The following is a 24,566-nucleotide window of genomic DNA, read 5'->3' on the forward strand; positions in this document are numbered from 1 at the left end:
TCAACGTACGGGCTTCTCGCGGGACTTCAGCGCGATCTGCCAGCGGTAGAAGCTCATCGCCAGCGCGAAGTCGAACCCGGCGCGGCCGTCCAGGAAGCCGCGCCGGTAGAGGTACATGTACGCGAACGACACCACCGGCTTGAACGGCGCCTTGTGGAACAGCTGCCCCTGACGTGACTTGACCTGGCGCACCTGCTCCTTCACCTGGGGGTGGTGCTCCAGCCACGCCTCCCAGTCCGAGTACCGGTTGTGGCGCTCGAACCAGGCGGTGACCGGGTCGAGATCCTGGTGCTCGATCGGATGGGTCAGCGTCCCCACCGTCGCCGCGACCGGCTGGTAGTGGCCCTCCACCTCGCCGATGCCCGGCGCGTCCAGGTCGCCGACCTCCGGGTAGAAGGAGCGGGTGCGGTCGGTCAACGACCGCTTGCGGATGGTGTATCCGTGCCGCAGCCGCTTGCCGGAGAACCAGTACCCGAGCGGGATGTCGTACGCGGCGGGCTTCGGCGCCGACGGATCGCGGAAGGTCTCCCGCAGCTCGGCCAGCAGCCCCGGGCTGAGCCGCTCGTCGCCGTCGAGCAGCAGGATCCAGTCCAGGTCGGTGCGGACGTTCTCCAGGCACCACTGCTTCTTCCGCGGATGGCCCCCGTCCCAGGTGTACGTGACCACCTCGGCCCCGCACTCCTCGGCGATCTTCACCGTGTCGTCGGTGCTGTGCGAGTCCACCACGACGACCGCCTCGAAGTGGCCGAGCACCGACTTCACCGCCTCGGCGATGTTGAGGCCCTCGTTCTTCGTGGGGATCGCGACGGCTATCGGCAGCTTGGTCGTACCAGCGGTCATCCCTTGGCTCCTTCGGCCAGCCAGGCGTAGCAGCCTGTGGAGGTGAACGTACGGGCGGACTCCGGAATCGTGATCTTCCGGGATTTGCCGGTGTCGGAGGTGCCGGAGGCCAGCTCCTTGCCGCCCGCTCCTTCGATGTGCCAGGAGCAGTTCATGGTGGGCGAGGCGGATCGGTAGACGCCGGGCCGCAGCGTCCTGCCGGTGTGGCCGCCGTCGGCGTAGGCGTACGCGGCCTCGTCGACCAGGTCCTGGTGCTGGGGGCAGAGCCCCGCCACCGCGGCCGGTGCGTCGCGGATCTCCTCGGTGGCGATCGCGCCCACGGCGGTGTCCCGGTCGACCTCGACCAGGTAGCTCAGCTTGTCGCAGGTCTCCTGGCCCGTCTGGAGCACGGCGGCCGGGTCCATGCCCTGCGGCACCCGGTCCTCCAGGTACTCCTTCTGCTTCTTGGTGAAGGTCCCGGTGGCCGGGGTGATCTCGTCGGACGGGGTCTTCGGGCCCTCGGCGGTCGCGGCGGGCGCGGACGGCCCGGGGACCGCCGGCTCCTCGACGGCGGGCGCGGTGGGCGCCCCAGGAGCCGTGGGCGTGGCGGGCGGTGTGGACGTGGCGGCGATGGGGCCGGGGACGGCGGGCCCGGAGGCCGCGGGGCGCTGGGCGCCCGCGGCCTCCGGCCCGTTCCCGTCCGCGGACGAGCCGCAGGCGGCCAGCGCCGCCACCGTCATCACGACGGCGGCGCCGGCCAGGAACGGATTCCGCATGGATCAGCTATTCCTCAGTGCGTAGTGGGCGCTGACCTGGGAGCCGGTCAGCGCGGTCGGGTAGACGGCGGTCTCGTCGATCTGACCGGCGAAGAAGTTGCTGGTGGGACGGTTCGGCCAGCCGAACAGGTCGTCCCCGCCGACCCGCCAGTACCCCGGGGTGGTCTCGTTGTTGGAGATCAGGATGTTCGACGCGCGGAGCTGTCCGTCGACGTAGAGCGACATCCCCTGGCCCAGCGGGCCCTGGGTCGCGACGACGTGGTGCCACTGGCCGTCGTTGTACGCGGCCGACGTGGTGACCGTCCGGTTGCCACTGCTGTAGACGCCGAACACGAGCCGCCCGTCGTCGCGCATGTAGATGTGCTTGTCGTCCCGGGTGCTGTTCTGCTGGGTGATGTTCCCGAAGCCGATGATCTTCCCACCGCGGGTGGTGGTGGTCTTGATCCAGGTCTCCAGGGTGAACCGCCCGGGCGCCGGCTGGAGACGGTTGCTGTAGGCGTACTCGTCGGTGCCGTTGAGCCCGATCGCGGTGGACGGTCCCGCGACGGCCGCCGGGGTCTGCCGGTAGGCCGGTGCGTTGCGCAGGAAGCCGTTGTTGAGGTTGCCGCTGCTGTCGTGGGCGAAGGTGGCACTGGCCTCGTCGTAGCGCCAGTAGAGCGTGGCTCCGTCGGCCTTGACCCGGGCCGGGTACGCCTCGGTCGCGGTCGCCACGGTGGCGGACTGGGCGGGGGACTTGGCGCTGGTGTTGGTGCCGTCGCTCGCGGTGATCCGGTACGAGTAGGTCTGGCCCGCCACCACGTCGGTGTCGGTCCAGCTCAGCTGCGGCCGGCTCCAGAAGACCGAGAAGCCGGTCGTGGTGTGGATCGGGGTGTTGGACCCGTCCTTGTAGATCCGGTAGGTCAGCTCACCGTCGTCGGTGTCGAAGCTGGTCTGCCAGTTCACCTCGACCGTCCCCGGATTCAGCGTGGACAGGCTGACGTTGGGCACCCACGGTGCCCCGGTGTCCGGTCCGTTCGCGAACCGGGTCAGCCCCTGCTGCGGGGCGCTGTTGACGGTGGTGAACTCGCCGCCGACCCAGAGGTAGTGGCGGTCGCCGCTGCCCGTCTGGGTCATCACCCGCGGACCGACCGGCTCGCCGATGCCGTCGTTGGTGTCCGGGAACCACGGCAGCAGCTTCGGGTCGTCGACCGACTGGGCCAGCAGGTGCTTGCGCGGCTGGTCCGGGAAGCCGCCCATGGAGGCGCAGTCGTGGGCGTGGCTGCCGCTGTAGAGGACCCCGGAGTAGACCTCCACGGACTGGGTGGCGCCGAGGCAGGTGTCACGCCAGCGCTGCTGGAAGTTGCTCAGGTTCAGCGCGATCCGGCCGTCGAACACTCCGCCGCCGCTGCCCTCGTTGGCGGTGTAGAAGCCGGTGGCGTCGGTGGTGATGTCCTGGACGGTGGACTTCTCGTGGATGAAGCCCGGGTAGCTCTTGGTGAGCTGTCCGGTGGTGGCGTCGACCACGGCCAGTGCGTGCGTGTCGGTGCCGTTGATCTTGAGGAAGTCCCCACCGAGCAGCACGTTCTGGCCGTCCGGGGTCACCTCGATCGCGCGGGCCACCTTGTCCGCGTTGGCCGTGAACGGCAGGAGCGAGGCCCCGGCCGTGGAGACGGCCGCGAAACGGCTCCTCGTCTGTCCGCCGACGGTGGCGAAGTCTCCGGCCAGATAGACCGTGTCGGAGGTGACGGCGAGTCCCCGCACGGTGGCCGAGACACCGATCTTGAAGTTGTCGCGGACGGTGCAGGTCGCGGTGTCGATCGCCGCGATGTTGCTGACCCCGACCCCGTTCACCGCTCCGAACTGGCCTCCCGCGTACAGCGTCTGCCCGTCCGGGGAGAGCGCCAGCGAGCGGACGGTCGCGGTCCCGGAGGAGACCGTGAACGACAGCGAGCAGTCGGTGGGCGCCCCGGTCGCCGCATCGAAGGCGGCGAAGTTCACCGCGGGCTGTTCACTCGTGCCGGGCGCGGCCTTGGGCGGCCGCAGGGTGGAGAAGGTGCCGCCCGCGTAGACCACGCCGTTGCCGGCCGCCATCGCCCAGACGATGCCGTTGGTCTGCCAGGTGGAGAGGTCGTCCGCGGTGAGGGCCACCGGCGGGGTCAGTGCGGCTGCCGGTGAACCCCCGGCCGCCGTGGCGGTCAGGGCTCCGGTCAGCAGGCAGAGAGCGGCGGAAGCGGCCCGCAGACGGCCGCGCCCTCCGAATCTTTGCCCCGTACTTCCGTTCATCATTCAGCTCCGAAGGTGAGAACGAGCTGCGGCCTGGAGGCCGCCGATCCTGCCTCGCTCGACCAGATGCGCAGACTGTCCGTCCCGCTGCTGGTCAGGGCGAGTGAGTAGGCGGAGCCGAGGGCCCCGCCCAGTGCCGGCGCGGTGAGCTCCACCGAATGCTCGGTGGAGACGGCGGTTGCGCCGGTGATGCTCCCCAGCACGGACGCGGAGAGCGCCGGCCGGGAGTTGTAGGTGACCGCCGACTCGGTCCAGGCGCCGGTGACCGGCACCACGGTGTGGCTGTCGGTGGAGCCCGCCGTCGGATCCGACGACGTACGGAACTGGAGCCGGGCTCCCTTGAGGACCTGCCCGGCCGGGGCGGCGGGCAGGGTGAAGCGCAGATAGCTCAGGTAGGGCGTGAAGCCCCGGGAGGCCAGCTGCTGGTCGTTGTAGTTCGTGTTGGCCGCCACCCCGTTGACGTACGCGTCCTCATCGGCCTGGAGGCTCACCGTGGTGTCGCCGGGCGGAGCGGGTGCCTGGGCCAGCTGGTGGTGGGCGGCGACCTGGGCGGCGGTCAGTGCCGTGGGGTAGACCGCCGTCTCGTCGACCTGGCCGGCGAAGTAGGTGGAGGACGGCCGGTTCGGCCAGGCGTCGTTCATCGCGTCACCGCCGACCCGCCAGTACCCGTTGTACGAGCGGTTCCCGGCGGTCGTGTTGGCGGCGACCCGCACCCCGTCCACGTACAGCGCCATGCCGCCGGGCCCCTGCGTGGCGACGGCGTGGTGCCACCGCCCGTCGTTGAACCTCGCCGCACTGGTCAGGGTGGGGCGGCTGCTGGTGCTGCCGACCTGGACGCCGAAGGCGAGCCGCCCGTTGTCCGTCAGGTAGAGCAGCTTGTCGGAGACGGAGCTCGTATGGCCTTGTGCCGTGCCGATGCGGTTGCCGAACCCGACGATCCGGCCGCCGTTCGTCGACGTCGTACGGAACCAGGTCTCGATGGAGTACGGGGTGGGCGAGGTGTAGCGGTGCAGCCGGTCGCTGTACACGTACTCGTCGCTGCCGTTGAGCGAGAGCGCGGCCGAACCGGCGACGGCCGACGGTGTGGCCCGGTACGTGGGCGTGTTCGCGTACACGCCGCCGTTCCGGCTGTCCGACGCGTCCGCCGCGAACGCTCCGCCGGGCTCGTCGTACCGCCAGTACAGATCGGCCCCGTCGGCCAGCACCCGCTCCTGGTACGGCGAGGCGGCGGAGGCGGCGGTCACGGAGACGGCGGGGGAGAGGGCGCTGGTGTTGCCGGCGCCGTCGGTCGCCGTGATCCGGTAGGAGTAGGACTGGCCCGCCGTCACATTGCGGTCGGTGAAGGTGAGTTGCGGCCGACTGAAGAAGAGCGACGAGCCGGTCGTGGTGTGCACCGGCGTCGAACCGCCGTTGCGGTACACCCGGTACGTCAGCAGGCTGTCGTCCAGGTCCAGCGAGGCCCGCCAGCTCACCCGCACCTCACCCGCGCGCGGAGCCGACACACTGGCGGCCGGCAGGCTCGGCGCGCCGGTGTCCGGCGTGTTGGCGAACCGGGTCAGCGCCTGCTGCGCCACCCGGTTGACCGTGGTGAACTCCCCGCCCACCCAGAGGAAGTCACGGCCGTCGCGGGTGGAGACGGTCAGCGCGCGCGGCCCGACCGGCTCGCCGATCCCGTCGTTCGTGTCCGGCAGCCACCCCAGCAGCGCCGGATCGTCGACGCCCTGCGCGGTGAGGTGCTTGCGCGCCTGGTTGGGGAATCCGCCCATCGTCGAGCAGTCGTGCACATGGCTCGCCGCGTAGAGCACCGACTTGTACACCCGCAGCGCCTGGGTCGCACCCTGGCAGGTGTCCCGCCAGCGCTGGCCGAAGCCGTCCAGCTCCATCGCGAGCCGGCCGTCGAAGGAGCCGCCGCCCCGGCCCTCACCGGCCGCGTACCAGCCGCCGGAGGCGGAGTCGGTGACGATGTCCTTGATGACGGCGGTGGACGGGATGAAGTTGTTCGGATAGCCCCGGGTGAGGGAGCCGGTGGCCGCACCGGTCACCGCGATCGCATGGGAGTCGGCGCCGCCCACGGTGAAGAAGTCACCGCCGATCAGCACCGACTGCCCGTCCGGCGTCACCCGCAGCGTCCGCCCCGGGGCGTTCGCGTCCGGGTTCCACGCGGTGACCGCGCCCGCCGGGGTCAGCGCCGCGAAGGAGCGCCGGGTCTGGCCGTTCACCGACTGGAAGTCGCCGCCCGCGTAGACCGTGCCGTTCGCCGCCACGTCCAGCGCGCGGACCGTCGCCGAGAAGTTCGGCGAGAACCCCGCCCGCCGTGTGCAGGTGGTGGTGTCGACGGCGACCAGCCCGTTGGCGCTGCTTCCGTTGACCGCGTTGAAGTAACCCCCCACGTACAGCGTCGACCTGTCCGGTGAGACGGCGAGCGCCCGCACGGTGGCGGTGCCGCTGCTCCGCGTGAAGGAGAGCGAGCAGCCCGCCGGAGCCCCGGTCGCCGCGTTGAACGCCGCGAAGTTGACGGCGGGCGTGGAGGCGCCGCCGGAGGGCGTACCGGCCGGGCGGACGGAGGAGAACGTGCCGCCCGCGTAGACGACGCCTTTCGCCTCCGCCAGCGACCACACGATCCCGTTGGTCTGGTAGGTCGGCAGATGGTCGGCGGTGAAGCCGACCGGAGCGGTCAGCGCGGCCGCCGGCGGCGCGGCGGCCACCGGGGCGAGCACTCCGGCGGCCAGCGCGAGCACGGCGGTGAGGACGCCGCCGCGCCTGCGGAGCGAAGCCCGGACCCCGGTACGCTCCCGGCGCCCCGGCCCCCTCATCTGTCCACCCGAACAGCGGCCCCGGTCAGCTGGTCCGAGAGCAGGCGGATGTCCGCGTCGACCATGATCCGGGCCAGCTCGCGGGACTTGACCTCGGGCTTCCAGCCCAGCAGCTCCTCCGCCTTGGACGCGTCACCGATCAACGCGTCGACCTCGCTGGGGCGTTCGTACTTGGGGTCGTACCGCACATGCTCGGCCCAGTCGAGGCCCGCGTGCTCGAAGGCGAACTCCAGGAACTGCCGGACGCTGACGCCCTCGCCGGTCGCCACCACGTAGTCGTCCGGGGTGTCGCACTGGAGCATCCGCCACATGGCGTCCACGTACTCCGGCGCGTACCCCCAGTCCCGTACCGCGTCCAGGTTGCCCAGGTGCAGCCGGTCCTGGAGCCCGGCCTTGATCCGGGCCACCCCACGGGTGATCTTCCGGGTCACGAAGGTCTCACCGCGGCGCGGCGACTCGTGGTTGAAGAGGATCCCGTTGACGGCGAACATGCCGTACGCCTCGCGGTAGTTGACCGTCGCCCAGTACGAGTAGACCTTCGCCACGCTGTACGGGCTGCGCGGGTGGAACGGGGTCTTCTCGTTCTGCGGCGGCGGGCTCGCGCCGAACATCTCGGAGGACGAGGCCTGGTAGATCCGCGTCTCGATACCGCTCGCCCGGACCGCCTCCAGCAGCCGGATCGTGCCGAGGCCGGTGACGTCACCGGTGTAGAGCGGGGCGTCGAAGGAGACCCGCACATGGGACTGGGCACCGAGGTTGTACACCTCGTCGGGCTGGATGTCGCGCAACAGGTTCACCAGCGCCACACCGTCGCTCAGGTCCGCGTGGTGCAGGACGAAGGAGCGCTCCGGCTCCTCGGGACCCTGGTAGATGTGGTCGATCCGCTCGGTGTTGAAGCTCGACGAGCGGCGTATCAGGCCGTGGACCGTGTACCCCTTGTCGAGCAGCAACTCCGCCAGGTACGAGCCGTCCTGGCCGGTCACTCCCGTGATGAGCGCGGTCTTCGCCACGATTCCCCCTTCTCTGCTGTCCGTCCGTTCGACGAACATCTCACCGACATATCGGAATTGGAGCGTTCTGCGGCAAAACATCGCCACAGTCCGTTACTGCTGGCACAATCCGAGCCATGACGACCGAACTCCCCGTCCCACCCCAGGAATCCGCCCGCCCCCTACTGCGCCCGGGCTCCCGCATATTCGTCGCGGGCCACCGCGGACTGGTCGGCTCGGCGGTGGCCCGCCGTCTCGCCGACGACGGCCACGAGGTCCTCACCCGCGGCCGCGACCTCCTCGACCTGCGCGACGCCGCGCGGACCGAGACGTATCTGCGGGACATCCGGCCGGACGCCGTGGTGCTGGCCGCCGCCAAGGTGGGCGGGATCATGGCCAACAGCACCTATCCGGTGCAGTTCCTGGAGGACAACCTGCGCATCCAGCTCAGCGTGATCGCCGGAGCGCACGCGGCGGGCACCGGGCGGCTGCTCTTCCTCGGCTCGTCCTGCATCTACCCCCGCCTCGCCCCGCAGCCGATCCGCGAGGAGTCGCTGCTCACCGGCGAGCTGGAGCCCACCAACGAGGCGTACGCGCTGGCCAAGATCGCCGGCATCGTCCAGACCCAGTCCTACCGCCGGCAGTACGGCGCCTCCTACATCAGCGCCATGCCCACCAATCTCTACGGGCCCGGTGACAACTTCGACCTGGAGACCTCGCACGTCCTGCCCGCGCTGATCCGCCGCTTCCACGAGGCCCAGCGCGACGGCGCCGAGGAGATCACCCTCTGGGGCTCCGGCTCGCCGCGCCGCGAGTTCCTCCACGTCGACGACCTGGCCGCCGCCTGCGTGCGCCTGCTGGAGGCGTACGACGGTGACGCGCCGGTCAACATCGGCTGCGGCGAGGACCTCACCATCCGCGAACTCGCCGAGACGGTGGCTGAGGTGACGGGTTATCAGGGCCGGATCGGCTGGGACACCTCGAAGCCCGACGGAACCCCGCGCAAGCTGCTCGACGTCTCCCGCCTGACCTCCCTCGGCTTCACGCCACAGATCCCGCTCCGTGACGGCATCGCCCGCACCTACGCCTGGTGGCTCGGCCAGCTCGCGCCGACCGCATGACCGTTCGCCACCGCGCGCACAGCGCGCGCGGTGGCGCACCGGAACTCCTCGCATCGACCGTCCGCCGTTCTCAGTAGGCCCCGCGGCCGTCGGTGACGGCGCGCACCGTACGGGCCAGGAGCCCCATGTCCGTGGACACCGACCAGTTGTCGACGTACCAGAGGTCCAGCGCGACCGTCTCCTGCCAGGACAGGTCCGAGCGCCCGCTGACCTGCCACAGCCCGGTCAGCCCCGGCTTCACGGCGAGCCTGCGGCCCTCCCGCTCGTCGTACCGGGAGACCTCCTCCGGCAGCGGAGGCCGCGGTCCCACCAACGACATCTGACCCAGCAACACATTGAACAGCTGCGGCAGTTCGTCGATCGAGGTGCGGCGCAGCGCACGCCCCACCGGTGTCACCCGCGGGTCCTCGCGCATCTTGAAGAGCGGCCCGTCGACCTCGTTGTCCTCGGCGAGCTGCTCCCTGCGCGCCTCCGCGTCCGCCACCATCGTGCGGAACTTCCACATGGTGAACGGCTGGTTGTGGAGCCCTTGCCGGACCTGCCGGTGGAAGACCGGACCGCGCGAGGAGAGCCGCACGCACAACGCCACCGCGAGCAGCAGCGGAGCGAGCACCAGCAGGCCGAACAGGGCGCCGCCCCGGTCGAGTACGGCCTTGAGCGCCCCCTGCGGGCCCCCGCGCAGCGGCGGCGCGATGTGCAGCAGCGTGAGCCCGGCCGCCGTCACCGGGCGGACCCGGGACGCCGCGATGCCGGAGAGTTCGGAGGCCACGCACAGGGCCACGCCCGCGTCGTGCAGCCCCCAGCCCAGCCGCCGCAGCCGGTCACCGGTCAGCTGGGGCCCGGGAGCCACCAGTACCAGGTCCGCCTCGTGCGCGTAGGCCCCGCCGAGCACCGTCGTCACGTCGTCGTCCGCCGGGCTGGAGGCGAGCCGCCCCGGCACCGGCACACCCTCGTGCGAAGGCCGGTCCGGTCCGACCGGAATCGCGGCGACCAGCCGGTAGGCGTGGTCCGTACGGGAGCCCAGCAGCTCGGCCGCGCGCTCCAGGCCCGCCGCCTCACCCACCAACAGCACGCGGCGCACCGCCCGTTGTGCCCTGCGCGCACTCCGCAGCCCCTCCACGGCCGTGGCCACCAGCAGCCCCGGCGCCACGGCCACGACGGCCGTCGCCGGGTCCACGGAACCGTCGGCCGCCGCGTGCAGGACGGCCAGCACCCCGAGAAGGACCAGCCAGTCCCCGAGCGCGCCGAACGCACCGCCCGGCTCCCCGTGCACCGGGTCGGCGTACCGCCCGCGCGCACCGCGCAGTCCGGTCCACAGCAGACCCGCCACCGTGGCGGCGAGCCACGGTCGCGGCTGCTCGCCCAGGTGCAGCACCAGCCAGGCCGGCCCGGTCAGCGCCAGCAGGTCGGCCAGCGCGCCGAGCGACGGCCGGTGGACCGGCCTCCGGCGGACCGGGGCCCGGCCTGTCCGGTCGCGCCCCGCCGTCGGGGCGCGCCACAGCTGCTCCAGCGCCGCCGTACGATTCCGGGAGGCGGCGGTGCGGGGGCGCGGCGCGCCCCGGAGCCCCACCGGCCCGGATATGTCGGTCTCAGGTATTTCGACATGCCCCATGAACCCCCCAGTCACAGTCGCACCCCCACAAACGCGACGCATCCGTCGATCCCATGGACTGACGGATGCGCCCTCGCTCGGTGCACGATATCCACACACGTGCCATTTCGCTGGAGTTCCCGTGAAGTTCAGACGGCTCGGTCCAGACTCCCGCGATCCGGTGCAACCGGCTGATCTCGCCTGTGGGGGGCGGTCGTTGACAGGTCAACAGATCGGCAAGCGCTTGTCGAGAGGGCAGGACGCCATCCGTGGGCGGAACGGTTCACTCCGGCGCACGCCGGAGTGAAAGCGTGAACCCCCTGGCGGCGACCTGCGCCACCAGGGGGTTCACGGTCCGTGGGCGTGCCCCTGGGGTGGTAGGGGGCGCCCACGGGGTCAGACGAGCCCGGCCGTGCGCCTCCTGGCCCGGCGGTGGATCAGCAGTCCGCCGCCAAGGAGCGCTGCGGCAAGGAGAGTTACCGAGATCACAGTCACCCCGGTCGCCGCGAGGCTCCCGCCGGACGCGGTCTCCGTACCGGATCCGCCGCCGACGCCGCCACCGACCGTGGCCCCGGCGCCGCCGACGGCCGAACCGGAGGAGCCGGTGGAACCGCCGGAGGAGCCGGACCCGCCGCCGCCGGTGCCGGAGGCGCCTGTCGAACCGTCACCACCGCTGGTGCCGCTGCCAGTTGACGTATCTCCGGAGCTGCCGGTGCTGTCACCGCCGTCACCGCCGCTGTCGCCTCCGGTGGCTCCGCCGTCCTGGCCGCCGTTGTCCCCGCCGCCCGTCGCCTCCGTGACCGTCAGCGTGACCGGGGCCGTACGGGTGGTGCCGACGTCGTTGCGGAACTCGGCGCGGTAGCGGTAGCCGTCCTGGGCGGTCTTCGCGGTGAACGTCAGCACGGGCTCGGTGGCCCCGGAGAGCGCCTGCCAGGTCTGCGAGCCGTCGGTGCTCACCTCCCAGCGGACCGAAGGCTCCGGTGTGCCCTCCGCGCGCGCCGTGAGGGCCACCTCCTCGCCGGCCTTCACCGAGCGGTCGGCGGGCGCCTGGGTGACCAGCGGTGAGACCTGCCGGACGAGCCGGGTGATCCTGCCCTCGGCCGGGCTGGTCACGAAGACCGTGGCCCCGCCCGGCTCGACGGCGAGCGAGGCGGCGCCCGACTGCGAGTGGTTGCCGGGCAACGACAGCTCCTTGGCGGCCGGAGCGAAGTCCTCGGTGCCGTACACCGTCAGCGTGCCGTTGTTGTCGTTGGCCGGGTCGGAGAGGTCGCCGCCGTCCTGCCAGACGACGAAGGCGCGCCCGCTCGCCGTGTCGAAGGCGGCGTCCCGGGCCAGGTCCTTGCCGACCAGCGTCTTCACCAGCTTGCCGGTGGCGTCGAAGACCAGCACGGACCGGTTGACGCCGACCCAGACCGCGCCGCTCGCCGGGTCGGTCTCGGTGAACCCGGTCATGCCGTCGGCGCCCGGCAGGTCGAAGGAGTCCGTCACGGTGAAGGTCACGAGATCGACCCGGTGCAGCTTCCCGGCGGCGAAATCGCTGAACCAGACCGTGTGCCGCGCGTGGTCGGCGGCGAACTGGCTGCCGCCCGGCAGCGTGACGCTCCGGGTGGCCGCACCGGTCGCGGTCCCGATCTCGGAGAGCTTCGCGCCCTGCGCGACCAGCACCGTGCCCGGAGCCGTACCGGGAGCGATGTCCGTGATCGTCGAGCCGGCGAGCCAGACGCCCGAGGCGGCCGCGTCGCCCGCCTTGGCGCTCCCGACGCCGCGCAGCGGGTAGTTGTAGACCACGCCGTCGCCGGGCAGCGGACCGGAGATCCGGGCCGCCGCCGAGGCGCGCAGGGCGCCGGTCGAGCCGGGTGCGTCGCTGATCCAGCTCTCCGCCTTCCCGTCCTCGGGGTTCAGCGCGTACAGCCCGCGCTCGTCGACGTCGGCCGTGTCGGGGAGGTTGTCCGCGCCGACGTACAGCTTCTTGGAATCCGGGTGCAGGAGCAGGTCCAGCGGCTTGCCGGCCGAGGTGAAGTCGGCGACCGGCTTGTACGAGACGGTCCCGGCCGGTACGTCGACACCTTCGCTGCCCGGTTCGCCGGGCTCCTGGTCCGCGAAGGTCACCGGTATCCGCACGTCCTGCGTACGGTCGCCGCTCGACCGGTGGTCGGCCCGGGTGACGACGGAGCACGGCACGTCGGCGCAGTCCAGGCCGTCGCCCTTGGACCGGATCTCGATCTCCACGTCGAACGTGCCGCCGGGACCGAACGGCAGGGCCAGCTCGCCCTCGTACGGATCGCCCGGAGGAACGATCCACTGCGAGTTCTTCGAACCGCCGCTCATGTCGGCGCCGCCGAGGCAGGGGGAGGGGACGCGGTTGGCGCCGTTGTCCTTGCAGAGCGCGACGTAGATGCCGCTCTTCAGCCCGTACCCCTCGCCGGTGACCCGGATCTTCTGGCCCGCCGGGTCGAGGCCGGTGGTGGCCGAGACGGTGAGCTTCTGGCCCTCGGGGCCGGTGGCGCTCTTCGGGGTGGCGGCGTCGGCGCTCACCGCCGCGCCCGCCGGGACCGCGGCGAGGAGCAGGGCGGCGACGGCGGCCGCGGAGAGGCGGCGCGCGCCGGGTCTGCGGGGTCTGCCGGGGCCGGTCTGCGGGGTGCCCGGAGTGGGTGTCATGTCATTCCTCGTCACAACGCGGGGAGCCCGGCCCCGGCGGGAAGCGCCGGGACCGGGCCGATGGCTGGTGTCCTACACGAAGTCGATCGGCGTGTGGACGTCGTACTTCCGGTCGTTGGTGTCGGTGTGGTCGGCGCGCGTCACCACCGCGCACTCGACGGTGTCGCCGCAGACGTTGCCGCCGCCGAGGTCGGCCTTGACGTGTATCTGCACGCTGAAGGTGCCGCCGGCGCCGAACGGCGAGGTGTTGGGGAGGCCGCCGCCGAGGCTGGAGACCCAGTGCGAGGCGCCGGTCGTACCGGACTCGTCCTGACCGCCGAGACACGGGGAGGGCTTGTTGGCGCCCTGCGCCCCGTCCACCACGCAGAGGCTGACGTAGACGCCCTGGCCCGGGTTGTACCCGCTGCCGGTGACGGTGATGTTCTGCCCGGTGGCGGTCGCCGTGTTCGGCGCGGTCAGCGACAGGTTGTACGTCGTGCCCCCGTCGGTGATCGTACGGGTCCCGGTCGCCGCGGCGGCGGGGGAGGCGAGGGAGAGCGCCAGGGCGGCGGCGGAGAAGAGGGCGAGGCCCGTGCGGGCGACGGTACGGGTGGAGGGAACAGCACTCATCGGATGAGCACCTTTCTCGGCATCGGAACCAGAACCACGGACACCCAGTCGGCTTAGGTAAGGCACACCTAAGTCCAATGATGTTGAGGTTGTCAACAAAGTGGCGCACGAGGGCCGGTCGAAGCGATCGGATTCAGCCGAACTCGACCGGCGGAAAGGCCTGTTCCGTCCAGATGGTCTTGCCGGCCGGGGTGTAGCGCGTCCCCCACCGCTGGACGAGCTGGGCGACGATGAACAGGCCGCGCCCGCCCTCGTCGTCCTCCGCGCTGTGGCGCAGATGCGGTGAGGTGTGGCCGGTGTCCGCGACCTCGCAGAGCAGCGTCCGGTCCCGGACGAGGCGCAGCCGCAGCGGCCCGCCGCCGTACCGGACCGCGTTGGTGACCAGCTCGCTGACCACCAGTTCGGTGGCGAAGGACAGCTCCTCCAGGCCCCAGACGGCGAGTTGCCGGGTGGCCAGCTCGCGGGCCCGGCCCACCGTCACCGCTTCCGCCGGCAGCTCCCACTCGGCGACCTGGCCCTCGTCCAGCCGGCGGGTCCTGGCCAGCAGGAGGGCGGTGTCGTCGGCGGTCGTGGCGTCCGGCACCAGCGCGGAGACGGCCCGGTCGCACAACTCCTCCAGCGAGGCCGCCGGATCGGCGAGCACCCGGCCCAGCGCTGCGAGGCCCTGGTCGATGTCGTGGTCGCGGGCCTCCACCAGACCGTCCGTGAACAGCGCCAGCAGGCTCCCCACCGGCAGCTCGATCTCCATGGACTCGAACGGCAGACCGCCAAGACCCAGCGGCGGCCCGGCCGGCAGGTCCGGGAACGTGACACGGCCGTCGGGATGCACGACCGCAGGCGGCAGATGCCCGGCCCGGGCCATGACGCACTGCCGCGAGACCGGGTCGTAGACGGCGTACAGGCAGGTCGCGCCCGTGGTCAGTTCGTCGTACGCGTCCGAGGACGGGCCCTGGGGTACGCCCGGCTGTCCCACCAGGTCGTCCAGCCGGGTCAGCAGCTCGTCCGGGGCCATGTCCAGCTGGGCGAAGGCGCGCACGCTCGTCCGCAGCCGGCCCATGGTGGCGGCCGCCTGGAGGCCGTGGCCGACGACGTCCCCGACCACCAGGCCGACCCGCGTCCCGGAGAGCGGGATCACGTCGAACCAGTCACCGCCCACCCCCGTCACGTCGTCCGACGGCAGATAGCGGTGCGCGATCTCGACGGCCGACTGCGGCGGCACGTGGTGCGGCAGCAGCTGGCGCTGGAGGGCGAGGGACGCGGAGCGCTCGCGGGTGAAGCGGCGGGCGTTGTCGATGCAGACCGCCGCCCGCGCCGCCAGCTCGTCCGCCAGCGCGACCTCACCGTTGTCGAAGGTGTTGGCCGGACCGTGGGCGACCATGCGGCCGGACGCCTCGGGGCGCGTACTCCGTACGAAGCTGACGAGCCCCAGCACACTGCCGCCGACCCGCAACGGCACGACCAGCGTGTTGTCGTCCAGCACCAGACCGCCGGAGGCCAGCGAGCGGTCCTGCGGCGAACCCGGCGGATAGGCGACCGGCGGATAGCGGTTGGCCGGGCTTCCCGGAGCGCCCGGATACACCGGCTCGCCCGGATCGGCCATCCCCGGGTCCACGGAGTGCTCACCGACCCGCAGCAGGTCCATCGCCGCCGAACTCCCGGTCGCCGGAAGCTCCCCGCTCATCACCGTCACCCGCGCGATGTCGACCCGTACGACGTCGGCGAACTCCGGCACCGTCACCTCGGCGATCTCCTCGGCGGTGGTGACCACGTCCAGGACCGTGCCGATCCGGCGGCCGACCTCCACCAGCAGGGCCAGCCGCTGCTGGGCGCGCTGGCGGTCGGAGATGTCGAAGGCGTCCTCGCAGACCCCGAAGACATGGCCCTCGGAGTCCTCCAGCCGGTAGTAGGAGCACGACCACAGGTGCTGGGTGCCGGGGTCGCTCGGCGGAATGCCCTGGAAGTGCAGGTCCAGGATGGGTTCGCCGGTGTCGATCACGTGGTGCATCACCGCGTCGAGCGTCGGCGGATACCCCGGCGTGACGAACCGGCCGCCGGAGTACAGCTCGTCGGCCCGCATCCCCCGGTACTCGGCGAGCGGCTTGCCGATCTCGCGCTCGTAGGCGGTGTTGCTCCAGGTCAGCCGGAGGTCGGTGTCGTAGATCGCCAGGCCGACCGGCGACTGGGTTGCGAGCCCCTGGAGCAGCGCGAGCCGGGACTCCCACTGCCGCAGCTCCCCGAGCTCGGCCGCGACCAGCACCCGGCCCGGCGCCTGAGGGCCCTCGGCGCCGTCTCCGGCGAGCGGGCACAGGGTGGTCGCCACCAGCAGCTCGCGGCCGTCGCGGTGGCGCGCGAGGCGGATCTCGTTGCCGGGACGCGGGGCGGGGCCGTCCGGCGTGCGGATGGCCGGACCGGGGCCGTTCGAAGCGCCCGCCGTGTCCGGGACCACCGGGACGGGCCCCTCGGCGGGCAGCCCTGGCCCCTCCGCGGGCAGCGGCAACAGGAACGCGGTCAGCGGCCGGCCGACCGCCTCCCGCGCGCTGTAGCCGAGCAGCTCCGTCGCGGCCGGGCTCCACCCGATCACCGTGTCCCGGCCGTCCAGAACCACCGTGGCCGCCCTGGCGATGTCCAGGGGGCCGCGGAAGTCGGCGGCATCCGCCGCTCTGGTCGCGCTCACCGCGCCACACCGGCCTGGTCCATGGTCCTCAGAATCCGCCCTGGCCACGGCGGGCACAACTGCGGTACGCCCGCGCCGCGGCCGATCGGGGCGGATCCACGTGGCCGCCGGTGCGCTCAGCGCACGCCGGCGGGCCGGAACTGGACGCTGATGCGCGGACCCGCCGCCCGTGCCGTCTTCGGGATCGCGTGCTCCCAGGTGCGCTGGCAGCTGCCGCCCATGACGATCAGGTCCCCGTGGCCGAGCGCCCGGCGTACGGGCACCGGGCCCGGGCGGCGGGGCCGCAGCGCCAGATGGCGCGGTGCTCCGAGCGAGAGGATCGCCACCATGGTGTCCTCGGTGGAGCCTCGGCCGATCGTGTCACCGTGCCAGGCGACCCCGTCCCGTCCGTTCCGGTAGTAACAGAGCCCCGCCGTGGTGAACGGCTCGCCGAGCTTGGCCCCGTAGTGCGCGCTCAGCGCCGTACGGGCCGCGTCGAGCGCCGGATGCGGCAGCGGGTCGCTCCCGCCGAAGAAGGCCAGCAGGCGCGGGACCGCCACCACCCGCTCGTACATCACCCGCTCCTCCGCCCGCCAGGCCACCTCGCCCGCCAGCGTCTCGAACAGCGCGTCGGCCCCCTGGAGCCACTGCGGGAGTACGTCGATCCAGGCGCCGTGGCCGAGCTGCTCGCGGCGCAGCCCGGTCAGCGGGCGGACGGCGATGTCGGTCCCCTGGTCGAAGAGCGAGGACTGGAGGTGTACGGCCATGGCACGAGCCTAACGCTATTCGTACGGGTGTGCGAATAGCGTTCTCCGGGAAGGCCTCAGCTCTCCTTGATCAGGTCGGCGCACTTCTCGCCGATCATCATGGTCGTGATGCACGGATTGGCCGTGGTCAGCACCGGCATCACCGACGCGTCCGCCACCCGCAGCCCCGTGACGCCCTTGACCCGCAGCTGCGGGTCGAGCGGCGATTCCGGGTCGTCCACCGGGCCCATCCGGACCGTGCCCGCCGGGTGGTAGACGGTGTTGTGCGTCTCGCGGATGTAGTCGAACAGCTCCGCGTCCGTCGTCGCGCCCGGCCCCGGCGCCAGCTCGGTCCCCGCCCACGCGGCCATCGGCGGCTTCGCCACGATCTCCCGGGCGAGGCGGAGCCCGTACGTCATCACCCGTACGTCGTACTCGTCGGTGAAGTAGCGCGGATCGACCCTCGGCTTGTCCCGGAAGTCCCGGGTGCGGAGGCGCACCGTGCCCCGGGAGCGGGCCCGGGTGACGTTCGGGGTGAGGCAGAACGCGTTCTCGGAGGTGGGGTAGCCGCGCCGGTAGGTGTTCAGGTCGAACGGCACCGAGCCGTAGTGGAACATCAGGTCCGGCCGGTCCAGACCCGGTTCCGTGTCGGCGAAGATCCCGATCTCCCACCACTGGGTGGAAGAGGTGACCATGGGCTGCTTCGCCTCCCACATGATCACGCCCTCCGGGTGGTCCTGGAGGTGCGAGCCGACGCCGGGGGAGTCCACCCGGACGTCGATCCCGGTCTCCCGCAGATGGCCGGCCGGGCCGATCCCGGAGAGCATCAGCAGCTTCGGCGAGTCGATCGCGCCGCAGGCCACGATCACCTCGCGCCGGGCGTGCACCCGGCCGCTGTGGACGGTGTCCGGCTCCAGGTACTCCACACCGGTGCACCGTTCACCCTCGAAGAGGAGCCGCTTCGCCTGGAGCCCCGTCCGCAGCTCCAGGTTGGGCCGCTTCCCGAGGATCGGATGCAGGTACGAGACGGAGGCCGAGGAGCGGGTGCCGTCCTCGCGGGCGTTGATCTGGAACCAGTGCGCGCCCCGGACGACGGTGGTGCCGGTGTTGAACGGCGTAGTGGGGATGCCGGCCTCGGCGCAAGCCGCCAGCAGCGCCGTGCCGCACGGGTCGTCGGCCGGGACCGTGCGGAGCGTGACCGGGCCGGAGCGGCCGTGGTGGTCGCCGGGCGCGTCGTTGGTCTCCAGCCGTTTGTACAGCGGGAAGCAGTCCGCCGCGCTCCACCCCGTACAGCCGAGCGCACCCCACTCGTCGAGGTCCTCGGCCGGGGCCCAGAAGGCGATGCACGAGTTGTGCGAGGAGCAGCCGCCGAGCACCTTGGCGCGGGCGTGGCGCATGAAGCTGTTGCCGTTCTCCTGCGGCTCCACCGGATAGTCCCAGTCGTAACCGGACTCCAGCAGCGCCATCCACCTCTCCAGCCGCAGGATGCTGTCGTCGCCGACGTCCGAGGGGCCCGCCTCCAGCACGCAGACGGTGACGGAGGGGTCCTCGGTGAGCCGGGCGGCGACGACGGCACCGGCCGTACCGCCGCCCACCACGACGTAGTCGTACGCGGGCACAGGGCTCTCTTCGGGCATCGCGTCTCCAGAGCTCAGGGATTCTGCGGCGGAACGGCCGGGTCCTCGGCCTCGAAGCGGTGTTCGGCGAGCACCCCCGTACGGTGCCGCTGGACGAACCAGTAGTAGGCGAAGCCGCCGAGCGCGACGACGCCGATGAACAGGAACGCGCCCCACCGCAGGTACCAGTGCTGCGGGCCCGTCGCGTTGTAGACCTCGGCGCGCGGCCAGGCCAGGTTGAGGGACATCGCCGTGCCCCAGAGCACCGCGAGGATGTTGACCGGCAGCCCGAAGCGGCCCAGCGAGAAGGCGCCCTCGCGCGGCTGCCACTCGCCCCGCAGCCGGCGCAGCAGCATGGGCACGGTGACCATCAGATAGGCCACGTAGATCATGATGATCGCGATGCTGGTGATCACCGAGAAGATCTGCGGCTGGTTGATGTTCACCACCAGGATCACCACGCCGACCACGCCGATCAGCACGGCGGGCACCACCGGTGTCTTGAACCGGGGGCTGACCCGGGCCAGCTTCGAGCCGGCGGGCAGGTTGTTGTCCCGGGCCATGGCGAACATCAGCCGGATCCCGGCCGCCTGCACGGCCAGCACGCAGACGGTGATCGCGACGACCACCGACCAGAGGAAGATCTCCCCGATGGTCTCGCCGAGCGTCGCCAGCACCACGTACTGCAGTCCGCCCGTGGACAGCTCCTCGGCCTTCAGGTCCGGCACCGAGAGCAGCGCGAAGAGCAGGATGAACGCGCCGATCAGGAACGAGGCGATGAGCGCCCGCAGGATGGCGCGCGGCGCGTTGCGGCCCGGGTTGTGGGACTCCTCGCCCAGGGAGGAGGCGGTGTCGAAGCCGTACATGACGTACGCGGAGGCCAGCGACGCCGTGAGGAACGCGCCGAAGTAGCCGAGCGACTGGCCGCTGCCGAGGCCGTACGTCTCCGTCAGCGCGGTGCTGGGGCCCCGGGTGATGTGCGCGCCCAGGAAGATGATCAGCGCGACGGCGGCGATCAGCTCGATGAAGACGCCCGCGGAGTTGATCCGGGCCATCAGCTTGACGCCGAACGCGTTGACCAGCGTGGAGAAGAGGATCAGCACCGTGCCGAGGAGGACCGCGTTGGCCGCCTGGTCGTTCTTTCCGCTGCCGTCGCCGACGAACTGGAACCAGCCGTCGATCTGCGGCAGCGTGATCTGGTAGGCCAGCGCCACCGCCGAGAGCGTGACCATGGTGGCCGTCATCATCATCCAGCCGCCGAGCCACCCCACATGCGGGCCGCCCATCTTCTTGGCCCAGTTGTAGACCGAACCGGCCACCGGGTAGCGGGCCGCCAGCTCGCAGAAGCACAGGGCCACCATCAGCTGCCCGCAGAAGACCATCGGCCAGGACCACCAGTAGGCGGGACCGCCGAAGCTGACGCCGAAGTAGAACAGCTGGAAGGTGCCGGTGAGGATCGAGATGTAGCTGATCCCGGCGGCGAAGGTGTGGAAGTTGCCGAGCGTGCGCTTTAGTTCGGGCTTGTAGCCCAGCTCACCCAGCGCGTCGTCGTCGTGGCCGCTGTCCGCCGCCCGGTCCTCGGGTCCCCTGGTCCGGCTCACTCGAACCACCGCTGCGGGGCCGCGGCGACATTGCGCCAGATGTGCTTGGCCTCCTGGTACTCCGCCAGACCCGCCGGGCCCAGCTCGCGGCCGAAGCCGGACTGCTTCATGCCGCCCCACTCCGCCTGCGGTACGTAGGGGTGGAAGTCGTTGATCCACACGGTCCCGGCGCGCAGCCGCGAGGCCACCCGGTGAGCGCGCCCGGCGTCCTGCGTCCAGACCGCGCCCGCCAGCCCGTACACGGTGTCGTTGGCGAGCCGCACCGCCTCGTCCTCGTCCCGGAACCGCTCCACCGTCAGCACCGGCCCGAACGACTCGTCCCGCACCACCGACATGGAGGCGCGGCACTCGTCGAGCACGGTCGGCGGATAGTAGAAGCCGTCCGCCAGCGCCGGATCGTCGGGCCGCGCGCCGCCGCAGCGCAGTACGGCGCCCTCGGCGATGCCCTCCGCCACGTACGCCTCGACCTTGTCGCGGTGCGCGGCGGAGATCAGCGGGCCGCTGCGGGCCTCCTCGTCGAACGGGCCGCCGAGCCTGATCCGGCGGGCCCGCGCCACCAGCTCGTCCACGAACCGGTCGTGCAGCTCGTCCTGGACGAGGAGCCGCGCCCCGGCCGAGCAGACCTGGCCGGAGTGGAGGAAGACCGCCATCAGCCCGTAGTCGACGGCGGTCTCGAAGTCGGCGTCGGCGAAGACGATGTTCGGGTTCTTGCCGCCCAGCTCCAGCGCCACCTTCTTCACGGTCGGCGCGGCGGCCGCCATGATGGCCCGCCCGGTCACCAGCCCGCCGGTGAACGACACCATGTCGACCCGCGGATCCTCGGTGAGCGGCGCGCCCACGGCCGCGCCCGCCCCGAGCACCAGATTGGCGACGCCCTCCGGCAGCTCGGCCTCGACGAGCAGCCCCATGAGCAGGACGGCGGTGTGCGGCGTCAGCTCGCTCGGCTTGAGGACGAAGGTGTTTCCGGCCGCCAGCGCCGGCGCGACCTTCCACGCGGTCTGGAGCAGCGGATAGTTCCACGGGGTGATCAGCGCGCAGACGCCGACGGGCTCGTGCGTGATCCGGCTGTCGACGTCCGCGAGCCCGGTGTCGACGACCCGGTCGGTGGACCCGGCGGCGACGAGGTTGCCGAAGTACCGGAAGCAGTTGGCGATATCGGCCATGTCGTACGCGCTCTCCACCAGCCGTTTGCCGGTGTCCAGCGACTCCGCCCGCGCGAAGATGTCCTTGTCGCGCTCCAGCAGCTCCGCGACCCGCAGCAGCAGCCGCCCGCGCTCGGCGGCCGGCGTCCGGGGCCAGGGCCCGTCGTCGAAAGCGGCCCGCGCGGCGGCGACCGCCGCCTGGGCGTCCTTGCGCCCGCCCTCGTCGACGGTGGCGACCGGCGTGCCGTCGGCCGGGCAGCGGATCTCCCGCGTGCCCCCGTCGGCGGCGGCGGTCCACCGGCCGCCGATGAACAGCTCCGGCATGGGCTCCTCCTGTACGGGTTCCTGGTGCGGGGTGCCTGTGTGGGCCGCCGGGCTCCGGCGGCCCGGTCCGGCGGCTCCCGGGGCTTCGACGGCCCCGGTGGCCGTCCGTGGCTGCTCCAGGACCGACAGTAAGGCGGGTCGGGCGTCCGCGCAGCGCGGGCGCGGCCCCGGTGCGCCCCGTGCCGGTGGTGTTACGCCGAAGGGGTGCCCGGGTCCGCCGGGGTGCTCCGGTCCGCCGTCCCGCGCGGTCCTCGCACGGCCGTTCGTCCAGTTGGTGACCGCCGTTGTGCGGAGAGTCAACTTCCGGTCAATCTCTGCACCAACTGTCCCGTCTGCGCCCTGCACCCCACCGTCGGTGTGGCATGTTTTCGTGCGCAAAGGCAGTCGCGCGACGTCACTCTTGGAGTGCCAACATGGCCCAGCAGCACCGTGCCCAGTTCACGCGTCAGGAGCTGATCCACTCCGCGGCGGAGGTCTTCCACGGAGCCGGATACGCGGATTCCTCGATCACCACCATCAGCTCGCGCGCGGCGGTGAGCAACGGCGCGCTGCACTTCCACTTCCGCAACAAGCGCGCGCTCGGCGAGGCGGTCGAAGCCGCGGCGGCGCAGCGGCTGCTCTACCTCACCGGCCCGGTGCCGCTGCGCCACCCGGACCCGGTGGGCCACCTCGTCGACACCTCGGAGGCACTGGCCCGGGAGCTCCAGCGCGACGTGGTCCTGCGGGCCGGCTTCAGCCTCGCGGACGACGCGGGCTGGCGCGGCGGCGTGGACCTGTGGGAGCAGTGGCACGACTGGGTCCATCTGATGCTGACCGTGGCACGGGACCAGGGTTCGCTGGCGCCGGACGTCGACCTGGCCGACGCGGTCTCGGCCATCACCGCCGTCATGGCCGGATTCGCGACGCTCTCCCGCAGGAAGCGGCAGGGCGACCTCTCGGCCGGCGTCGTCCAGGGGTTCTGGCGGCTGATGCTGCCCCGGCTCACCGGTGACGGAGGCGAGCTGCCGGCCGATGACGGTCCCGCGCCCGCTCTCTGGCAGACCGAGCGGTGCCCGGACGACTGCTGGGAGCTGGAGGACTGCAGAGTGGCGTGACCGCCTCGTTTGTGCGCCGTTTGTGCGTCCTTTGAACGCCCGGGTCCACGCTGGTGGCCGGTGGGCCGCGACGGGCGGCGCGTGCGTGCGGCGGGGAGTCGTGGTCATGAGCGAGTGGTTCCGCAGGTTCGGCGGCCCGGGCGGCCAGGTCCGCCCCGAACTCCTGGCCCCCCGGCTGTACTGCTTCCCGCACGCCGGAGGCGCGGCCAGCACCTTCGTACCGCTGGCCCGGGAGCTGACGCCGGAACTCGACGTCCTGGCCGCCCAGTACCCCGGCCGCCAGGACCGCCGCCGTGAGGCGCCCTTCGCCGACATCGGCACCCTCGCCGAGGCGCTCGCCGACCACATACCCGTTGCGGACGGGACGCCGTACGCCTTCTTCGGCCACAGCATGGGCGCGGTCCTCGCCTACGAGGTGGCCCGGGTCCTCCAGCGGCGCCGGGTGACCGGGCCCGCCGCGCTCGTCCTCTCCGGCCGCCGCGCGCCGACCCCCGAGCCCAGCTCGCACGACCGGCTGCGCACGGACGCGGACATCCTGCGCGCGGTCCGCGAACTCGGCGGAACCACACCGCAGTTGCTGCACGACCCCGAACTGCGCGAGATGGTCATGCCCGCACTGCGCGCCGACTACCGCGCGATCGGCTCGTACACCTGGCAGCCCGGCCCGCCGCTCGCCGTCCCCTTCACCGTGCTCGTCGGCGACCGGGACCCGGTGGCGAGCGTCGCCGAGGCCCGGGCCTGGCAGCACGTCACCACGGCACCGGCCCGCACCCATGTCTTCGACGGCGGCCACTTCTTCCTCGACGCGCACCTCCCGCGCGTCGCCCGGACGGTCCTGGACGCGCTCGGCCACGTCATGCCCGTATCCGCGGCGAGGTGACGGCCGGAGAGTGAGCGGGACCCGGGCGGTCGGATGTCCGGTCACGGTGGTGGGCCGCGACGCACGCACGTGCGTCGCGGCCCACCGCCGTTTCCTCGCCCTCTTCTCACGACGCCCCCTTCTCATGACCTGACGAGGAGTCATATGACCTGCTGGGAAGATGTGTTCGTCGTCGCGGCCGGTCCGCAGCCCCTCTGCCCCCCGGCCCCCGCGAGCGGCATCGACCTCGTCGTCCACGCGCGGAGCGGGCGCGCGGACCGCGTACGGCCACGGCACGAGGACGGCCGTGCCACAACGGTGCGGGTGTTCCGGGAGGCGGATGGCGGCCTCGCCGCGCTGCATGTGGCGGCGCGGTACCTGTCCGCGTCCGAGGGGCCGGGCGCGGCCCTGGTCACCGCGGACCGTGGGGGCGCCGCCCCGGCCTCCGACCCCGCCGGCGCGCTGGTCGCCAGAGGCGCCGAAGGGGTCGGAGCGGCCCGCATCCTGGCGACGGCCTTTCTCGGCGGGTCGCCCGAAGGCGCTCTCTTCCGCGGCGACCTGGCCTGGCGGGAACCGGCCGCCCGCCGCTCCGGCCTCCCCCGCGTCCTGGTCGCCCGCCGCCGGAGGGCCGGGCGGTCGCCGCAGTCCGTGACGTTGCCGCCGCTCGGCGGGCCGGAGCGCGAGGCGGTGGCGCGGGCCGTGGACGAGGCGGGCGCGTCCCTGGCCGATGTCGCGCGGGTCGTCCGCACGCCGGACCAGCTGACCGCGCTCGCCGATCTGCTCCACCGGGGCAGGGAGGCCGGAGCCCCGCTGGTGGTGCTGGCCGGAGCCGGGCGCGGGCCGGACTTCGGCTGTGCGGTGCTGAAGCCGCTCTGAGACCTCCGGGCCCCCGG

17 protein-coding genes are annotated in these 24,566 nt (G+C 72.3%); 4 read left to right on the top strand and 13 right to left on the bottom strand.

All coding sequences use genetic code 11. From position 1 onward, the window contains the following. From ACQP09_RS28855 to gmd, 5 genes are read right to left on the bottom strand one after another with little or no spacing between them, the layout of a single operon-like run. Nucleotides 1-840: a glycosyltransferase family 2 protein gene (locus ACQP09_RS28855; protein WP_433404850.1), complete on the bottom strand. Its 840-nt coding sequence runs from the start codon at nucleotides 838-840 to the stop codon at nucleotides 1-3. Continuing rightward, the gene (locus tag ACQP09_RS28860; RefSeq protein ID WP_433404853.1) at nucleotides 837-1,595 is read right to left on the bottom strand and encodes a hypothetical protein; all 759 of its coding nucleotides are present in this window, start codon (nucleotides 1,593-1,595) and stop codon (nucleotides 837-839) included. Before ACQP09_RS28860 ends, ACQP09_RS28855 begins: the two co-directional genes overlap by 4 nt. Before the next feature lie 3 nt (nucleotides 1,596-1,598). After that, complete coding sequence (locus ACQP09_RS28865) at nucleotides 1,599-3,860, bottom strand: LamG-like jellyroll fold domain-containing protein (RefSeq protein WP_433404856.1); 2,262 nt, start codon at nucleotides 3,858-3,860, stop codon at nucleotides 1,599-1,601. Next, entirely contained in the window at nucleotides 3,857-6,670 is a 2,814-nt protein-coding gene (locus ACQP09_RS28870; RefSeq protein WP_433404860.1) for a DNRLRE domain-containing protein, read from the bottom strand. The genes ACQP09_RS28865 and ACQP09_RS28870 overlap by 4 nt, the downstream gene beginning before the upstream one ends. Further along, entirely contained in the window at nucleotides 6,667-7,680 is a 1,014-nt protein-coding gene (gene gmd, locus ACQP09_RS28875) for a GDP-mannose 4,6-dehydratase (protein ID WP_432150664.1), read from the bottom strand. Before gmd ends, ACQP09_RS28870 begins: the two co-directional genes overlap by 4 nt. 116 nt (nucleotides 7,681-7,796) lie before the next feature. On the opposite strand from gmd, the gene ACQP09_RS28880 reads away from it, so the two are divergent. Beyond that, complete coding sequence (locus ACQP09_RS28880; RefSeq protein WP_433404863.1) at nucleotides 7,797-8,780, top strand: GDP-L-fucose synthase family protein; 984 nt, start codon at nucleotides 7,797-7,799, stop codon at nucleotides 8,778-8,780. 70 nt (nucleotides 8,781-8,850) lie between these two features. On the opposite strand, the gene ACQP09_RS28885 is transcribed toward ACQP09_RS28880, so the two are convergent. The 8 genes from ACQP09_RS28885 to ACQP09_RS28920 all read right to left on the bottom strand — a co-directional run bounded on the left by ACQP09_RS28885 (nucleotide 8,851) and on the right by ACQP09_RS28920 (nucleotide 21,720). Beyond that, nucleotides 8,851-10,392, bottom strand: coding sequence for a sugar transferase (locus tag ACQP09_RS28885; protein ID WP_433404866.1), 1,542 nt, complete (start codon nucleotides 10,390-10,392; stop codon nucleotides 8,851-8,853). Between the two features lie 375 nt (nucleotides 10,393-10,767). Beyond that, nucleotides 10,768-13,029, bottom strand: coding sequence for a hypothetical protein (locus tag ACQP09_RS28890; RefSeq protein ID WP_433404869.1), 2,262 nt, complete (start codon nucleotides 13,027-13,029; stop codon nucleotides 10,768-10,770). Between the two features lie 72 nt (nucleotides 13,030-13,101). Further along, nucleotides 13,102-13,638, bottom strand: a complete 537-nt coding sequence (locus ACQP09_RS28895; protein WP_433404872.1) for a hypothetical protein — start codon at nucleotides 13,636-13,638, stop codon at nucleotides 13,102-13,104. A 133-nt stretch (nucleotides 13,639-13,771) separates the two neighbouring features. Then, on the bottom strand, nucleotides 13,772-16,312 hold the full coding sequence (locus tag ACQP09_RS28900) for a SpoIIE family protein phosphatase (RefSeq protein ID WP_433404875.1): 2,541 nt from the start codon (nucleotides 16,310-16,312) through the stop codon (nucleotides 13,772-13,774). 116 nt (nucleotides 16,313-16,428) lie between these two features. Then, nucleotides 16,429-17,058: an alpha-ketoglutarate-dependent dioxygenase AlkB gene (locus ACQP09_RS28905; RefSeq protein ID WP_433404878.1), complete on the bottom strand. Its 630-nt coding sequence runs from the start codon at nucleotides 17,056-17,058 to the stop codon at nucleotides 16,429-16,431. Between the two features lie 56 nt (nucleotides 17,059-17,114). Further along, nucleotides 17,115-18,674 carry a GMC family oxidoreductase gene (locus ACQP09_RS28910; RefSeq protein ID WP_433404881.1) on the bottom strand — a complete coding sequence of 520 codons (1,560 nt, stop codon included), beginning with the start codon at nucleotides 18,672-18,674 and terminating at the stop codon, nucleotides 17,115-17,117. Between the two features lie 14 nt (nucleotides 18,675-18,688). Beyond that, on the bottom strand, nucleotides 18,689-20,254 hold the full coding sequence (locus ACQP09_RS28915; protein ID WP_433404884.1) for an APC family permease: 1,566 nt from the start codon (nucleotides 20,252-20,254) through the stop codon (nucleotides 18,689-18,691). Beyond that, on the bottom strand, nucleotides 20,251-21,720 hold the full coding sequence (locus ACQP09_RS28920) for an aldehyde dehydrogenase family protein (protein ID WP_433404887.1): 1,470 nt from the start codon (nucleotides 21,718-21,720) through the stop codon (nucleotides 20,251-20,253). The genes ACQP09_RS28915 and ACQP09_RS28920 overlap by 4 nt, the downstream gene beginning before the upstream one ends. Before the next feature lie 413 nt (nucleotides 21,721-22,133). On the opposite strand from ACQP09_RS28920, the gene ACQP09_RS28925 reads away from it, so the two are divergent. The 3 genes from ACQP09_RS28925 (at nucleotide 22,134) to ACQP09_RS28935 (ending at nucleotide 24,549) form a co-directional block, all read left to right on the top strand. After that, the gene (locus ACQP09_RS28925; RefSeq protein WP_433404889.1) at nucleotides 22,134-22,814 is read left to right on the top strand and encodes a ScbR family autoregulator-binding transcription factor; all 681 of its coding nucleotides are present in this window, start codon (nucleotides 22,134-22,136) and stop codon (nucleotides 22,812-22,814) included. A gap of 106 nt (nucleotides 22,815-22,920) precedes the next feature. Beyond that, nucleotides 22,921-23,694 carry a thioesterase II family protein gene (locus tag ACQP09_RS28930; protein ID WP_433404892.1) on the top strand — a complete coding sequence of 258 codons (774 nt, stop codon included), beginning with the start codon at nucleotides 22,921-22,923 and terminating at the stop codon, nucleotides 23,692-23,694. A gap of 144 nt (nucleotides 23,695-23,838) precedes the next feature. Beyond that, nucleotides 23,839-24,549, top strand: a complete 711-nt coding sequence (locus ACQP09_RS28935; protein ID WP_433404893.1) for a hypothetical protein — start codon at nucleotides 23,839-23,841, stop codon at nucleotides 24,547-24,549. Nucleotides 24,550-24,566: the final 17 nt, after the last annotated feature.

The organism is Streptomyces sp. CA-146814, from assembly GCF_050942385.1.
Lineage (GTDB): Bacteria > Actinomycetota > Actinomycetes > Streptomycetales > Streptomycetaceae > Streptomyces.